We start from the raw sequence: 15046 nt of genomic DNA on the forward strand, positions 1-15046 counted from the left end.
AAATTCAACGGCGCCCTCGCCAGCTGGATCTACACCTCTTCCCAGTGGGTCTACTCATCGACCCGCTTCTTCAAGCCCTACAACTGATCCATGGGCCTGGAAACAAGGCTGCTCCTGGCAGCCCCCAAGGAGCCGAGCGCCACGCTGGACGAGTGAGTTCGAAGTGTGTGGAACGAGGGCCTTGCTGGTCTGTCTGTGACGACACGCCACAAGGCCCTCGCGGCAGCCAGCGGACCTGCGGATAGATCGCCGACTTCCCCCGCCGGAAACTGGCTTCCGACGTCGGCTACAGCGCCTCCATGCACGGGCCAGCGACGAGGCACACGGGCGTGCCACGGGCACGCTGCCCATTCCCGCCGTGAGCTTGGCCCATACCGCCTGGTAGGAGGATCGCTCGAAGAAGGCGAGGGCCAGCACGAAGTACACCACGACGCGCGCGGGGAGCAGCCGCAGCCGCTGCTGTCGGACACCGGCGTCCTCCAGGACCGCGTCGACCAGCTCGGGATCGATGATCTCGGTTAACTCGCCCAGATGGCCAGGCGCGTACACGTCCAGGGCTGTCGCGCCGGACCTGACGCTGTCAGAATTCTGCGTCAACGGGACCTCCGGGCACTCGCAATGGCTTCGACACCATGCGAACTACCAGAGGTCCCGCCCTCTTGACAGGGCGCGCGCATCCTTAACGCACTGGCGTTGCACTCGGCGGGACGCGATCCCCAGGAGTGCTCGCTGACGCAGGAGGGCGAGATTGGCTCGGCCGTAGCTCACGCGTTTGAGGAGCATGATGCGGATGACGTGGCCTTGGACCTGGCCCGAGCTCCATGTTGTGGAGAGTCCGGCGGTGACTGCCTCGAAGTCGCGTCGCATGCCGTTGACCAGGGAGTGCATGGCTGGTAAGTCGTCAGCCAGGACGCGGCCCCATCCAGCCGGGAAGCTGGTCTCCCCGGAAGTGGTGGAGCATCTCGGCGAAGTCGTGGACGTGACGGGCCGCAGCGTCGAGGTGAGAGCAGGCCGCGCGGATCTCTTTGAGTTCCGCAGCGTCCGTGAGCGTCCAGTCCCCGCGCGCTCGCTTTTGGGCGCTGACGATCCAGGTCTAGGCAAATCGCGGGGGCACTATCAGTGCGAACTGGACCTTTCGCTCGCACCTTCTGCCTGATGAACCTGGCGGTCAGGAGACTGAGGCTGGGGAGTGGTCTTTCCCGCCGTGGGAGTAGCCATACTCCTTGCATGAGCAGAAACACAGAGGTCATCGTGCTGGCGCGGGGCGCCGAGCAGGTGATGGAGTCCCTTACCCAGCCCACCGGGGTCTTCACGCGCGTCCATGACGGCATGTTCTCCGGAGAGGGCATGCCGTCTGACGACTGCTACACGTGGGTGGCACAGTTCGTGCGGAAGCGGGCCTGGAGCGGGCTGTTCGAGGAACTCGAGTCGCTCCCGTGGCCTGACCCGTACTCGGTCCAAGTCCTCATCCGTGATGAGGATGACGACTGCTTCGGCCTGTGGATGCTGTACGACGGCAAGTTGTCTGAGGTGCCTTTGCCGCGGACCCGGCGGGATCCGTTCTCAGATACCAACACGGGGGTGCTCTCGCGCATTGATCGACCAGACCACTGAGAACGCTGTCCCGGAGAACCACTGAGAGCTAGGTGAGGCGGGGTCCCGTCCCGGCTGCTGCCGGAAGCGAGCACCCCGCCTCTGTCATGCGTCATGCATGCATAGGCTTGATGATCAGGCGTAGTTGGAGGGGTCCTGGGACGGGTCGTACCAGGGGTCGACGTTCGTCAGGTCCAGCGGATCGCAGGTATCCTCGAACATTTTCCACGCGCCGTGCCCCCATCCGTACTCACGGACGTAGCTGGGGGCCTGGGCCACTGCGAGGAAGCCGCCGATGAGGCCGAAGCTGCGAGCCTTGGGAGTCCTCGGCGCGCGCGGCTTGGCATTCACCACGGGCGGTGGCGGAACAGGCGTACGTCGGGAGTCGAAGTCTCCGGCCGGGTAGATTACCCGGACATTGGGGTTGCCCTCGTACCAGGCCGCGTATTCCTGGGCCTGCGCCATGTCCTTGGCCACGAAGATCACGTTGTTGGTCTGCTTCTTCAGCTTGTTGTTGTCGATCGTCCCGTGATTTTTGGCCACGCTCTGTGAGGACTCTGTGGCATCAGCAGTGTCCACGTCGACGATCTTCCCGTTCTTCCATGTGACCTTGATGAAGTCAGAGGTGGTACCGGCCTTCACGGGGTTGCCGTCGGCGTCCTTGACGGGGGCACCCTTTCGCAGGGTCGTCTTGCCTGCCTGCTTGTCGTCTTGGAGCAGGTACTGAACACCGTTTCCAGTCTTGGGATCGTAGTAGAGGCCGGCCCGTCTCAGGTCGTCGTTCACCGTCTTGAGGGCATCGTCCGCCGCAACCCCATCAGACTTCGTGGTGAGGTGGTGTGGCACTCCCTGTTTGTCATAGATCGTGGTGATTCTTCCCTTGCCGTCCTTGTCGGCTGACAGTGCCTTGGCCGGCTTCAAGTGCTTGAACCGACCGCCCTCGCACTGGTCCGGGTTCTGCAGGCAATAGGCCCGCTCGTCCGGGTCGTACAGGCCCGACGGGTCGCTCCGCGTGATCGGGTTGTTATGGCTGTAACCATAACCGTCCAGCTGCAGCGGGTCGGTGTTGTCCATCACCGGGTCCACCGAGATGAACCGGCCGATCGCGGGGTCGTACTCGCGCGCGCCCAAATGTGTCAGTCCGCTGTCCCCGTCCCGGGTGCCGCCGACAAAGCCGCGGTCACCCACCCAGGAGGTGGGTTGCGGACCCCGCGGTCCGCCAAACAGGCCGGTTTTGCGGCGGACGATCGCCTGTGTTGACGCGTCGACCTGGGTGGTGCCTGTTCCGTGGTGGTCGGAAAGCAAGAATGTCAGCTTTCCGGCTGTCCGCATTGCCACTGTGGTCTCGCCGGCACTGTAGTAGCGGGTGCCGGTGGCGGTCCCGTCCTTGGCAAGCTTCAACTCGTTGCTGCCCGGCAGGTACAGCGTGGTGCCGGTGGAGTCGGTGCGAGTAAGCCGGTTGCCATCAGTGTCGTACCGGTAGCTGGTGACCAGCGTGCCCTGGGTGGTCTTGGCAAGGTGGCCCTCGACGTCCCACTCCAGGATCTGCTCGGCAGTCGACCCGATCTTGCGGCTGGTAGTGGCACCCGTCTGGTTGTACTTGTACGACTCGGTGGTGGTGCCCCCGGGGCCCGTTTCGGTAACCGAGGTCAGCGCGTGCTTGCCAGCAGGGGGAGCTGCATAGGTACGGGTGAAGTCACCGGTCGGGCCGGCGGGCGTCTTATGCTGGACCTCGGTCCTTCGGTTGCCTGTCGGACCGTAGGTGTAGGTGGTCCAATACGCGTCCGGACCGCCCACGGTGGCCGTCGACGGACCTGCCGTGCAGCCCTGGGCCACGCCTGGAGCAACCGTCCATGCCTCGGTGATCTGGCGTAGTGCGTCGAGAGTGAAGCACTGAGTGTCGGTCACCTCCTGGGCGCCCTGGCCCGAGACGGTCTTCACTGAGGTGATGTTGCCGTTCGGGTCGTAGGTGTAGCGGGTGTCGTCAACCCGCTGCGGTGCCTGCTCCCGGTCGGTCACGGAGCGGGTGAGGGCGCCAGTGTGCTCGTCATACTCGAACGAGTTCCACACGTGCTTGGCGAACTCCCCGTACTCCGCTCGGATCGCCCGGCCGTAGTGGTCGTACGTCATCGCAGAGACCAGCGGGTCGACGCCCGCGCCCACCGTGTTCAGCAGACCGCCTGCCGCGGTGTAGGTGTTAGTGATCTTCTCGGCGGGTAGTCCGCCGATAGCCGGCTGCTGTGTCCACATCGCCTGGCCGGTGTTGGGGTTGTAGCTGGTTGTCCACTTGTAAGTGCCCGCCAACGCGCCGTTCTCTGGCGCCACGGGGATGGTCACCTGCGTGACGACCGGTTGGTAAGCGCCGTTGTAGGTGGTGATGGACTCCTCGTAGGCCTTTCCGGCGATCCAACGGGTGGACTTCGCTAGCTTGCCCTTGCCGCCCGAAGCAGTGTCGTACGACCAGGTCGCCAGGGTAGTGGTGCCCTGCTTCAGAGCGGTCTTACGGCCGAGCGCATCAAAGTCGGTGTGCAGGGTGATGCCACGCGCATTCTTGACGTCCGTGGCCCGGTCGCCCGCGTCGAAGGTGATGTCTGCGGCCCCCTTATCGGGGTCCTCCACGTGGTTCTGCCGACCTCGGATGTCGTAGCCGTACTTCCAGACCGCGCCGGAGGGGTCGGTGACCCGTTCCAGCATGCCGCGCTTGTTGTACCCGTAGGTGGTCGACCGGAAATCCGTCCGGTTCGTGTTCGTGTAGTGCCGGACCTCGGTGTTGCGGCCTTTGGCGTCTGTCAGTGTGGTCGTCGCGGTTCCGCCCTGCTCGGGGATGACCGTGGTTGAGTCGCCGGTGTACGAGGTGGTGGTCCGCTTGGTCTCGTCACCGAATTTGCGGGCGATGACTGCGGTGATCCGGCCAGCTCCGTCGTACTCGGTGTCCGTGGACGACGGGTAGTTCAGTTCCTGCCCGGTGACTAGGACTGGTTCCGCCTTGCCGGTGGCGAAGTACGTGCCCGAGGTGCGCCAGGCCAGGCCGCGGGTGTCGTAGAAGGTCTCGTTGACCAGACGGCCTGCGCCGTCAGGCGACGGAGACTGACTCTGTCGGACGCGCAGCTGGCCGTCGTAGAAGGCGTGGGTCGTCTGATAGACGGAGTTGTGGTCCAGCGTGCTGGTGGTCACCACATTCGGGCCGTCGTTGCGGACCGTGTACGCGAACGTGTAGCTGGGCGAATCCGGGTACGTGGTGGCCGAGCGGGTCGGGGTCCAGATCTTCGTGACCCGGCCCAGAGCATCGTACGAGGTGGTGGTGACCCTGTTGTTGGCGTCGGTGACGGTCAGTGGCAGGGACCGCAGCGGGTCGGAGGCCGTGGTGATCTGGTGCCCTAGCGGGTTGGTCGTCACCACTATGGTCGGCACCTCTCCGGTGGCCGGAGAGTAGCTGGTCGTGGTCTTTTTGCCATAGATATCCGTGGTGCTCAGCGGACGACCGTAGATGTCGTAGTCGGTGACCGGGGTAGTGCTGGTGATGTCGTAACCGGTGCCGGAGCCATTGATCTGCTCCAGCCTGGTCACGTCCCCCTTGGTGGGGCTGGCGCCCAGGGTGGTCGATCCGTCGAAGTAGCTGCGGTTGTCGGAAATGACGTCCGCCGGCCGGCTGATCGCGCTGTCGCAGGCCCCAGCAACGACCTCGGTTCGGTAGACCCGGTTCAGCAACCAGGCGTTGGTGTTGCGGGCGAAGGAGGCGGTGGTGCAGGCCTCGTCACCGCTCTTGTCAACGTCGCCCAGGTCTGACGTCTGGGTGACCATGCCGTATTCGTCGAAGGAGCGGGTCAGCAAGGTCTTCCGCAGCCCTCCGGTAACGGTGGTGTGCGTCTCCTCTTTCTCCATGCCCGCCCGGTACGCCGTGAGGTTCGGCAGGCCAGCCCGGGCACGGGCAGCCGTCGGTGCTGAACGCCAGGGAGTGGACGAGGTAGCAAAAACCAGCTTGGTGGTGTCGTCACCGTTGAAGGTGGCTGTGGCACGCGGCATGCCGGCGAACTGGTCGCGGTCGGTGACGGCGACTCCGGCGTAGTCCTCGACCTCGGCCCCGTCTATACCGCGGAAGTAGCGAGTTTCGGTGAGAGCCTTGGGGTCGCTGGCGGCACCGGTGCGGGACTGCACCCGGCCGTAGCCACGCGGCACGGAGTAGGTGCGGTCCTCGGCCTTCGTGAACTCGTCGGTGCTCTTCAACCAGGCGGCGCCGCCCAGGTAGGAGTATGCGACCACCTTGTCCGGGGACTCGACCAGGTTGTCGCCCTCAACCACCTGCGTGACCACGTAGGTGTTGAACCAGTCGAGCTTTGCAGTCTGGCCCTCAAAAGCCCATTTCACCGGGAAGCAGCGCTTGGTATTGGTCCCGTCCGCCGCCGGCAGGGTGGTGGCAGTGCAGTCCGGTTGCGAGTAGTACGCGCCGATGGTACCGCCGCTCTCCGTGGTGATCTGCGACATGCGCAGCCGGATGAACGGAGCCAGGCCATCACCGGTCTTGTCCACTCGGTTCGGCCGCTGCTCACCGCTGAAGGTCGTCGGTGGCAGGGTGATACTTCCGCCCGCCTTGCCGGTGCGTTGGATGGACTTCAGCCACATCGGGGTGGACACACCGTCACCGGAAGGGGGGAAGCTCTGGGCCAGGGCCCACGTGTCTACGTCCTTGTGGACACCGCCTGTGAGCGCCTTAGTAGTGATGCCCGTCAGCCGCTTGCGGGACCAGAAGGTCGGGGCGAACTGGTCCTTGCACTCGTCCCCGTCCTTGCAGTACTGATCGAAGGGGACATCTGGCCAGTTCTTGGCGTTGGCCTCATTGAAGGTACTGCAGCTACTCAGGCAGCGTTCAGAGACATTGAAGAGGACTTGGCCCATGGGCTTGGCGGTGTACACGGCGCCGGAGCGAAGCCCGTAATCGATCCGGCTCAGCCAACCGCCCCGGACATAGGTGGTGGCAGTGCCCTTACCGGTCGACTCGTCAAAGGCCCGGGCGTATTTGTTCGTCTCAGTATTCCAATAGTACGCCATGGCATTGCCGTGGACGTCGACCACATAGTCCAGCTGCCAGCGCCAGGCCTGCTGGCACCAGCCGCTGACAAAGCTTGCGTTATAGCAGGGCTCACCGGACTGGTTACCGAAGGCAGGAACAGTCCAAGTGGAGTTGGTCACCGGGTCGTCGGCAGCAGTACCGTTATCCTTCCAGCCGGGGAGCCGGTTCAAGCCGAAGAAGTACTGGGTTCCGTCCGGGGTAGTGACCTTCCAGTGCTCACCGTTGTTGTCGCCGTTGGTAGCCCCGCTCAGCCTCTCGATCTTTTCCGCCGAATCGGCCTCCGGGTGCCAGCCCTTGCCCGACTCATAGACCAGCTCGGTTGACTTGCCTCCCAAGTGCAGGATGGCGTTGTCGCTGAACCAACACTGGTCGAAGCGCTTGGTGGTGTTGGTACCGCCAGTCTTATCGTCTTCGCACGACTTGTACCTGCGCTCGATAAAGCCCGGTTCGTATGACCAACCGTCACCCACCCAACTTGGCTGGTTGTTTGAGGCTGCTGTCCGGCCATCTACCGCCTGCGAGTTGTAGCTCAGGCTCACGCCCGGCTCGAGGCCGCCTGGCACTGTCGGGATCTGGACGGGGTAGTTCCAGCTGAGAGCACCAGTCGAACCGCCCGCGCTCCAGGAACTGGAGGCCTCGAGCGGAGAAGCCTTGTAGTCGCCGGAGGAACCGCCAGAGTCAGCGGTCAGGGCCAGGGCTACCGCCCCGGACGGAGCTGTGGCGCCCGAGGCCGTCCGCTTGCTAAGGGCGGACGTGGCTGCGCTGGTCGTGCCAGTCCCGGGTATCTCGGCCGAGACCTTGCGGCTCTCGGTGTTGTTGGCTGAGTCCAGCGGGCGCTGGCCCCGGCACTTGGGCTTCTGTGGGGTGGTGAGAGCGCAGGCGGGTAGCTCAACTAGTCGCAGCCGAGAAGCCCAGTCACCGCCATACGCACCACGGAAGGCTGAGTAGTCGATCGCCACCCTGGTGCCACCCGCAGGCCGTTCGACCGAGAGTAGTACGCCCTCCACACCTGCCGTCTTGGTGGTCTTCCGGTCGGCAACCGTAACCCTAACCTTGGACGGGCCAGCCGCTGCGGCCCTGCTCGACAGCTTGTTCTTGCGAGCCGCTGGGCTCGCCGGGACCACCCGGTCGACGGTCACGGGAATCGTCGCCGCAGCATCCGGTCTAGCGTTCAGGTCGATGTCTGTGCTGCCCGCGGTTGGCCAAGTGACCTTGGGTGCAGTCTTCAAGGAATGGGCGGCGTCGTCCTCGCGTTTGATGCCGCCAGTAGCCACCGGCTTGACCGGCACCGCCTTAGGTTGATTGAGCCTGGGCAAAGAGAGTCCGGCTCCCCCCGCCTGTTGAGCGACAGCGGAGGCTGGGAGGACCCCCACGATCGCCACAGTGGCGAGGCCAGCTGCCAGGCCACGCCCGATGGATCGTCTCACCATGCACCTTTCGAACTAAGATACGAAATTTGTGTGCACAGTAGCAGGACTCGCCCGTCAACTTGCGAGGCGGCGGTGAGAAGTGGGGCCGTTGCTTCTACACGCTCGCGTCACAGACCGACAGCACCTTCGCCTCCCCCAAGGCCGCGATGACCGTCGCCGGGGGCAGCCTGACCTATCAGGCCATGAAGGTCGTGCCCGGCGACTACAACGGGGACGGTCGCGATGACATTGCGGCCATGTACGGCTACACCGACGGCAACGTCAAGATGTTCACCTGGCTGACGAAGGCGGACCGGACCCTCGACACCGCCCTGATGGGCTGGACCAGCCCCACCACGTCGTCGTGGGACTTCCCGCAGACCCACTTCATCCGTCAGGAGGGCTGACACACGACACCGTCGGCATACCCGCGACGGCAGGCGTGGCTGACGAACACCGCCAGGGTGATCTGCACGGCCCTGTGAAGTCGGGCGGCCTGCATGGGCGCGCTGGTGCCGGGACGATCGTCCCGGGCGCCTGACGAGGGTCACCACCTTGGGAGGGTGAGCCTCACGAACATGCTGCGAGGGCACAGCTGACAGCTGTGCCCTCGCAGTTGGGGCCACCAAGACCAAATAGACCAAGCGGTGACTTCAACGGCGACGGCCGGGTCGACGCCCTCACCGTTGTACGGCGCCTTGCCTCGCGTCCGTGGCTACGTCCACCCCGCCGCCTTCGCCGCAGCGACCGCAGCCGCTTCGGCGGCCTCGGCCTTGGTGTTCAGCCCGTCGTCCCGCCCCAGGGCGCTGCCGCCCGCTGCCTCCGCGGCGGCCAGCGAGGCCTGGAGTGCGCTTCGGTAGGCGGCCTCGGCGAGCTCCCCACCGTCGTCATGAGCCTTCGCCACCTGGGCCGCGATCGTGGCGGTAGCGGCGGCGTTCCGGGCGCAGCGTGCGTCAGCCGCCGGGTCGAGGGTGGTCTCGGCCAAGGCGTCGACGGCCTGGCGGGACAGGCGCAGCGCGTGGGCTGCTTTCGACTCCGGGCTGTTGGGGACGAGCTTGGCCTGGCTGGCGTCGACTCCGGCATGGCGGCACGCTGCCACAGCGCGGTCCACCGCGCTCCGCGCGCGGGCGCTGTGGCGGGCACGCAGGGCTGTTTCAGCCGTGGTCGTACGTTCCTGAGCCGTGGTGACTTCGGTGCCGCGGGGTGCGGTCATGGCTTCTCCTCGTCTCCCAGTGCGCTCGTCGGCGGCAGGGTGGCATGCGCTCCCCTAACAGGCCAGAGCGATGCAGCGGCTGATTGACCCAGGCAACAAGATGCGGCCGTCCCTCCGGGCGTTACGGTTCGGGTGAGTCCCCGTAGAGAGGCAAGCGGATGAGCGCCCCTGTTCCTGAGGCCTTGGTGACCCTCGCGCAGCGGTATGTACGTCTTAGTCCAGTCTCCACGGGCAAGGCTCTGCTTGCCGGGCGCTACCTCAACCGCCACCTCCGGGAGCATCCCCGCCGCCGCGTTACGCAGACGGAGTTCGGCGCCCGGGTCGCCGTCGACACCCAGGACCTCATCCAGCGGTACCTCTATCTGTTCGGAGTCTGGGAACCGCACATGACCGGCTGGCTGCAACGGCGGCTGCGGCCGGGGGACACGTACGTCGATGTCGGCGCCAACATTGGTTACTACACCCTCCTTGCTGCGCACCTTGTCGGGAACGCGGGACAGGTCGTAGCCGTCGAAGCGTCGCCGGTGTTCCACCGGCGGCTGCTGCGGAATGTCGCACTCAATGAGTACGGCAACGTCCGCGCGATCAACGGGGCGGTCTCGGACAAGGAGGAGACCCTGAAGTTCGTACTGGCCAGCTTGGCCAACATGGGGGCGAACAGCATCGTTCCCTACGAGGGCCAGGCCGAGTCGACTTTCGAGGCGGTGGCGCGACCGCTGCCGGATCTCCTCACCGAAGATGAGATCCGGCAAGCCCGAGTGATCAAGGTCGATGTCGAAGGTGCCGAGGGAAGCGTCGTGCGGGGGATGGCTCCGATGCTGCCGCTGCTTCGGCCCGACGCGGAGATCACCGTGGAGGTGACCCCCGAGCGGATGGCTCAGGTGGGTGACTCCGCAGAGGAGCTGATGGAGACGCTGAGCGCACACGGCTTCCACCCGTATCGGCTCGTCAACGACTACGCGCCGGAGAGCTACCCGGCGGCGATCCACGGTGCCGGACGCGTTCCGGAGCGGTTTCACGGATCCATCACGGGCGAGAGCGATCTGATCTTCTCCAGGGTCGACGCCGAGACGCTCCCCTGACACGCGGACGGCCCGGGAACCCGATGCGCGGGTCTCCGGGCCGTCCGTTTCGTAGTGGCGTCAGCAGAAGGCTGAGACTGGCAAGTGCGGTCCGTCCGCGCCGGGCTCGGGAGCGGAGCTGCTCGCCGTCGGCAGGCGATGGCCGCGGCTCTCCGCCACGCGGAGGATGTCGCGGAGTGCCCCAGTCAGGTCGATCGCCAGGAGGCGCAGTTCCCCGGTCTCGGCGTCGTCGGCCGCCAGCACGTCCAGAGCGTGTTCCAGCAGTTCGGCACTCAGACCGATTTGCACCGCCTCCGTGTTGTCGGCGAGACGCGACAGATAGCCGCCATCGGCGGCGGGGCTCAGGAAGCAGGGTTTGCCATCGGGCCCCGACCAGGGGAGAAGGCGCAGTTCGTTGTGGACGGTCATCCTTCCGCCCTCCTCTCTTCGCTCATGGGGTGGTGGGTGGTGAAGACGGCGTCGGCCCGGTCGCCAGGGAGCACCAGGAGCGCCCCTTCGACCACCCGCCCGTCGGCATCGACCACCACACGCTCGATCGAGAGCACGGCCAGGGCTGTACTGATGCGCAAGGTCATCGCTTCCTCGTTGGTTGGGAGGCGGGCGCTGATCTTCTCCCGGACCTCGGCGAGAGGCGGGTTGGGTGCGATGCGGGATACCAGGCTGTCGCCCTCAGACGGTTCGACGGCCTCGTATCCGTCGTCCTGTGCCGTGTCGCCCGGTACGTAGACGCGGCTCAGGCTGTGTGGGGACTCGTCTTCGAGACTGAGGTAGCGGTACTCGATCAGCGCGGCACCGGCGGGCACCTGCATGAGGTCGGTCAGGATTCCCCGGGCCTTCAACCTGGCCGTACGGACACTGACATGCAGGCCCGCCGCAAGAGCGGCGTGCGCGTCGGCCGTGCGGCTGCCGCCGATGTACGTGATCCGCGGGAGAGGCTGCCTGACGAAGTTCCCCAGGCCGTGGACCTTCTCGATCAGGCCTTCCCCCTGGAGGACCGCGAGGGCGTTCCTCAGGGTCGGGACACTCACCGTGTAACGGGATGCGAGCTGCGACTCCGACGGGAGCCGATCCCCGGCCTTGATCCGGCCGGTAGAGATCTGGGCCCGCAGCTCATCGGCGATGAACTGGTGGCGATACGCCATGGAGTGGATCACCACCTTCTCTGTGTCCTCAGGGCGAGGAACTTGGTGCGGGCGTGCATGGTCAGCGACTCGCCCGACTCGAAGAGGAGTCGTTTGGATCCGCCGGGCAGTTGGCGGAGGTCGATCACACGGCAGGGCCGACCGCCGACCTGGACGACGTCGCCGATCCGCACGCTGCTCGACGTGATCTCGAGAGGGCCGGCTATGGCGTCGGGTGCCAATCGGCTCACAGCGCCACCTCGGCGGGCGAGCCGTGGTCGCCCGCCTGGTGGCAGGGGCAGACGCAGGACTCGTAGATCACGGGGACCCCTGCGGGTACTTCGATCGGGTCCGACTGCGCGCACTCGGGGTGGACCCCGATCAGGCACGCACTCGACTGGTAGGGAACGCTCCTCCCGTGCGTCATGTGCTGCGGCCGGGGCGCCATCACACGGCCTCCGCCGACACGAACCAGATGCCTTCCGCGTACCCCTCGGGAAGCAGCGCGGACATCCCGGTGACGCGTTCCTCGGCGGCCAGGACGTAAGGGCGGACGAGAGCGGTCTCCTCGCCCGCCAGGACGTCCTGGCGGCTCCCAGCCCGTGGCATCCGCGCCGTAGAGCAGTCGGCACTGGCGACGTGAACAGCCGTCGGATCGGCGGGAGTTCCGGACCGGCGGTGCCAGCCCTTCGAGCGGTACCGCTCACTGGTGCGAGAGACAGCACGGCGGATACGGTTGAACACGCTGATCAGCTCCTATCGCTGATGGCCAGGTCCCCGGACATTGCCCGTCGCGGGGACCGCCTTGTGTACGAGGGCCCATAAGGTGCGGCCGCTGAGGCTGCTGGCGAAGAGCCCGAACCGATCTGCCTTCGCCACCACATGCAGCACCTCCCGCCAGGACTCGGGAGGGAACAACTCCGGAACCTCCGCTTCGATCGACGTGTATCGGGTGTGGCGCTCGATGCGCGGGATGAGCCCGAGGGCGGACAACCGGGCGGCGATGGCCTCGGCGCCTACTTCCGAAGCGGACAAGGGGTCCTCCGTCACCCGGTGATCACGTTGCGTCAAGCTAGTTAACTAGATTAGAGCTAGTGGACTAGATTTTCCATATGCCTGAGCAGCCGCCGTATCTGCGTATCGCCGACGTGCTCCGACAGCGCATCGCGGAAGGCCAGTGGACACCGGGGGACCGGCTTCCTTCCCGCGCCCAGATCGCACATGAGTGCGGGGTGGGCGACAACGTGGTCCGCCGAGCGCAGGAGCTGCTGATCTCTCAGGGTGCCCTGGAAGGCCGGGCAGGCTCAGGGACGTATGTCGCCGAGCCCCGTCAGCGCGTACGGGTGGTCCGTTCCTCGGCGCGCGAGGAACGCGGCGGCTCCCCGTTCCGGGCGGACATGCAGGCGGTCGGCAAGCGCGGCGACTGGGAAAGCCGGACCGAGGCGAAGATCCCCGCCCCTGCAGAGATCGCGGCACGCCTCGGCATCGCCGAGGGCGATCCCTGCGTGCGCACCGATTACGAGTTCCTCGCCGACGGGCGGCCAGTGCAACTCTCCACCAGTTGGGAGCCGTACGAGCTCACCGCCGGGACCCTCATCGTGCTGCCCGAAGGTGGGCCGCACGCGGGGGCGGGCGTGGCGGATCGTATGGCGGAGATCGGTATCACCGTGAGCCATGCCGTGGAGCAGCCGGAGCCACGGCAGGCGAGTGCCGAGGAGGCGTCCCTCCTCGGCATCCAGAAGGCTTCGCTGGTCACGCACATCCGGCGGACCTACTACAGCGACGACGGGCGGCCTGTGGAAACGGCGGACATCGTCGTACCGGCTGCGCTCTGCGAGATCGTCTACGAGGTTCCGGTCCGTCGCTAATGAGATGTGCCCGAAATCCTGAGGGATGCAACGGTGTTCACCTTTCCCTTTGCGGAAAAGATCTCGTCCCGCAGTTGTCGCCTTTCAGCGTCGTGCATGCTCCGGGCGAGAGCCTGAGCATCTCGGCGCAGCATGGCGTCGATGCTCGATTGCGCCCTCCTGTACTGGATCCCCTGCTGGAAGGAGCCTCACGAAGGCGGCTCAACCTGGGATGGTGTAGTTGAAGATGCTGTCCCGGGCGAGCTGCTCGGACTCCATCTGCGCAAGTGCGATCCGGCAGGCCTGGACGAACGTCCAGAATTCTGGCTTGGTGGTCTTGGAGCGCTTCGTGGCACCGGAGAAATCGTCGAACAGGCTCTGGCGGAGTTCGGTGGTCAGTTCCAGTTGGGCGCCGCCCTCGCCGGTCAGCGTTCGGTTGCAGATGTTCTCAGGTCTGTCGCCGTTGAGGTCTTCCAGCTCGCCGATAGCGATGTCGAAGCCGGCTTGGCTCAGCTCCTTGGACAGCAGTTGGCGCATGCGGCCGTTTGCGCCGCCGACGAGCACGGCCTTGGCGCCTTTCGGAAGCTTGGCCGAATCGGTGGTGCAGCCGTGGATGCTGAGGACGTTGGCGCTGCCGGCGGCCATGGAACGGGCCACCGGGTCGTCGTTGTGTGTGGATTTGACGTGCAGTTCGCGGTTACCGCCGGGGGCCTGCGGGCTGCTGCTCGGGGCTCGCAGACCCTCGAGCATCCAGTAGTCGTGGAGAGCGGTACCCGGTGTGACCGGCGTGAGGGTGTCGGGTCGGTAGCCGGCGATGGCGAGGCAGAGTTCAGATGTGCCCGGTTCGATGCCACCGCCGTGGATGGCCATGACGGTGGTCAAGCGGGGAGTGTCTTTGTCGGGGTCGACCATCTCGTGGCGCTTGAAACGGCGGGCGAAGTCCTTACCCTCTTTGGTCTTGTCGTAGAGATCCGTGTTCGAAGGGTAGTTGTCCGCGGCGTGGGCCGGAGTGATCGTGAAGGTGTTCAGCAGGGGGGCGCCCGCAGCGGCGGCCACGATGCCGGTCAGAACGGTCCGGCGGCTGGTCTGGGTCTGGGACATGGCCTTCCTTGGTGGTGCGTGGCCCGGTAGGCGCAGCCGGTCCGTGAACTTTGGGCAGGAAGGCACCACGACACACGGAGCGTCGGGCCGTGGTGTGGGGTCTGCCCCGTGTTTCAGGGTCGGGCTCGGGCGTTGAGCTGGGATGTTGCGAGCGGGGTGGCGTGTCGGATTCCGGCCGGGCGGACGCAGGACCGGCCTGCGGGCGCGGCCTACCTCGGAACGCGCGCCATCGGCCTACCGCGGTTGCGCCGGCAGACGCCGACCGGGTTGAGGATGCTCGGGGCGCAGGATGGGTGGCACGGAAGGCCGCGCGGCGCGGATGACGCGTCGTGCGGAAGGCGTGTGGCCCCCGCCGGGCCCCGGTCGGTTCTGGCGGGGGCCAAAGTTCAGAAAGTACGTCAGCCGGTGATGCGGTAGCCGAAGTTCCCGCCGCTCGCCTGGCCGGCGAGGGCGGCCAGGTCGAAGCTGGTGGCCCCGGCGCCGGTGAGGCCGGGGGCGCCGGTCTGGAGCTTCCAGACCCGGCCCCGGTAGCCGTCCTCGCCGTTGCCGCCCACGTAGAGCTCGGGGCTGCCGTTCTTGTCGGTGTCGATCAGGGCCAGCGCGGCACCGAAG

At 66.1% G+C, this 15046-nt stretch carries 14 protein-coding genes and 1 pseudogene; 4 read left to right on the plus strand and 11 right to left on the minus strand.

Features of this window, described 5'->3' with window-relative positions:
• Positions 1 to 54 precede the first annotated feature (54 nt).
• Entirely contained in the window at positions 55 to 549 is a 495-nt protein-coding gene (locus tag ACFWI9_RS28250; RefSeq protein WP_387166284.1) for a transposase domain-containing protein, read from the minus strand.
• Between the two features lie 678 nt (positions 550 to 1227).
• On the opposite strand from ACFWI9_RS28250, the gene ACFWI9_RS28255 reads away from it, so the two are divergent.
• The gene (locus ACFWI9_RS28255; protein ID WP_387166258.1) at positions 1228 to 1614 is read left to right on the plus strand and encodes a hypothetical protein; all 387 of its coding nucleotides are present in this window, start codon (positions 1228 to 1230) and stop codon (positions 1612 to 1614) included.
• Positions 1615 to 1728: 114 nt separating this feature from the next.
• Here the strand turns inward: ACFWI9_RS28255 and ACFWI9_RS28260 are convergent, their stop codons facing one another.
• Entirely contained in the window at positions 1729 to 7950 is a 6222-nt protein-coding gene (locus tag ACFWI9_RS28260; protein ID WP_387166260.1) for an RHS repeat domain-containing protein, read from the minus strand.
• Between the two features lie 200 nt (positions 7951 to 8150).
• On the opposite strand from ACFWI9_RS28260, the gene ACFWI9_RS28265 reads away from it, so the two are divergent.
• Entirely contained in the window at positions 8151 to 8477 is a 327-nt protein-coding gene (locus tag ACFWI9_RS28265) for a hypothetical protein (RefSeq protein WP_387166262.1), read from the plus strand.
• 308 nt (positions 8478 to 8785) lie between these two features.
• Here the strand turns inward: ACFWI9_RS28265 and ACFWI9_RS28270 are convergent, their stop codons facing one another.
• Positions 8786 to 9283, minus strand: a complete 498-nt coding sequence (locus ACFWI9_RS28270; protein WP_387166264.1) for a hypothetical protein — start codon at positions 9281 to 9283, stop codon at positions 8786 to 8788.
• Between the two features lie 158 nt (positions 9284 to 9441).
• Here ACFWI9_RS28270 and ACFWI9_RS28275 point away from each other — a divergent pair, with 158 nt between their 5' ends.
• Positions 9442 to 10365 carry an FkbM family methyltransferase gene (locus tag ACFWI9_RS28275; protein WP_387166266.1) on the plus strand — a complete coding sequence of 308 codons (924 nt, stop codon included), beginning with the start codon at positions 9442 to 9444 and terminating at the stop codon, positions 10363 to 10365.
• A 60-nt stretch (positions 10366 to 10425) separates the two neighbouring features.
• Here the strand turns inward: ACFWI9_RS28275 and ACFWI9_RS28280 are convergent, their stop codons facing one another.
• Genes ACFWI9_RS28280 through ACFWI9_RS28305 form a run of 6 tightly spaced genes read right to left on the minus strand, consistent with a single transcriptional unit; the run spans position 10426 to position 12521 of the window.
• The gene (locus tag ACFWI9_RS28280; RefSeq protein WP_387166268.1) at positions 10426 to 10773 is read right to left on the minus strand and encodes a hypothetical protein; all 348 of its coding nucleotides are present in this window, start codon (positions 10771 to 10773) and stop codon (positions 10426 to 10428) included.
• On the minus strand, positions 10770 to 11507 hold the full coding sequence (locus ACFWI9_RS28285; protein WP_387166270.1) for a GntR family transcriptional regulator: 738 nt from the start codon (positions 11505 to 11507) through the stop codon (positions 10770 to 10772). Before ACFWI9_RS28285 ends, ACFWI9_RS28280 begins: the two co-directional genes overlap by 4 nt.
• 8 nt (positions 11508 to 11515) lie before the next feature.
• On the minus strand, positions 11516 to 11737 hold the full coding sequence (locus tag ACFWI9_RS28290) for a hypothetical protein (protein WP_387166272.1): 222 nt from the start codon (positions 11735 to 11737) through the stop codon (positions 11516 to 11518).
• Complete coding sequence (locus ACFWI9_RS28295) at positions 11734 to 11934, minus strand: hypothetical protein (protein WP_387166274.1); 201 nt, start codon at positions 11932 to 11934, stop codon at positions 11734 to 11736. Before ACFWI9_RS28295 ends, ACFWI9_RS28290 begins: the two co-directional genes overlap by 4 nt.
• Positions 11934 to 12230 (minus strand): hypothetical protein, encoded by a 297-nt coding sequence (locus ACFWI9_RS28300; RefSeq protein WP_387166276.1) that lies wholly within the window; start codon positions 12228 to 12230, stop codon positions 11934 to 11936. Before ACFWI9_RS28300 ends, ACFWI9_RS28295 begins: the two co-directional genes overlap by 1 nt.
• 12 nt (positions 12231 to 12242) lie before the next feature.
• The gene (locus tag ACFWI9_RS28305; protein WP_387166278.1) at positions 12243 to 12521 is read right to left on the minus strand and encodes a hypothetical protein; all 279 of its coding nucleotides are present in this window, start codon (positions 12519 to 12521) and stop codon (positions 12243 to 12245) included.
• A 77-nt stretch (positions 12522 to 12598) separates the two neighbouring features.
• Between ACFWI9_RS28305 and ACFWI9_RS28310 the strand changes: the two genes are divergently transcribed.
• A complete protein-coding gene (locus ACFWI9_RS28310; RefSeq protein ID WP_387166280.1) occupies positions 12599 to 13354 on the plus strand; it encodes a GntR family transcriptional regulator in 756 nt (251 codons plus the stop codon).
• Positions 13355 to 13555: 201 nt separating this feature from the next.
• Here the strand turns inward: ACFWI9_RS28310 and ACFWI9_RS28315 are convergent, their stop codons facing one another.
• A complete protein-coding gene (locus ACFWI9_RS28315) occupies positions 13556 to 14434 on the minus strand; it encodes a poly-gamma-glutamate hydrolase family protein (RefSeq protein WP_387166282.1) in 879 nt (292 codons plus the stop codon).
• Between the two features lie 398 nt (positions 14435 to 14832).
• Positions 14833 to 15046: pseudogene (locus tag ACFWI9_RS28320) on the minus strand (integrin alpha pat-2); the annotation flags it as partial.

The sequence above is a fragment of the Streptomyces sp. NPDC127084 genome (genome assembly GCF_042724175.1).
Classification (GTDB): domain Bacteria; phylum Actinomycetota; class Actinomycetes; order Streptomycetales; family Streptomycetaceae; genus Streptomyces.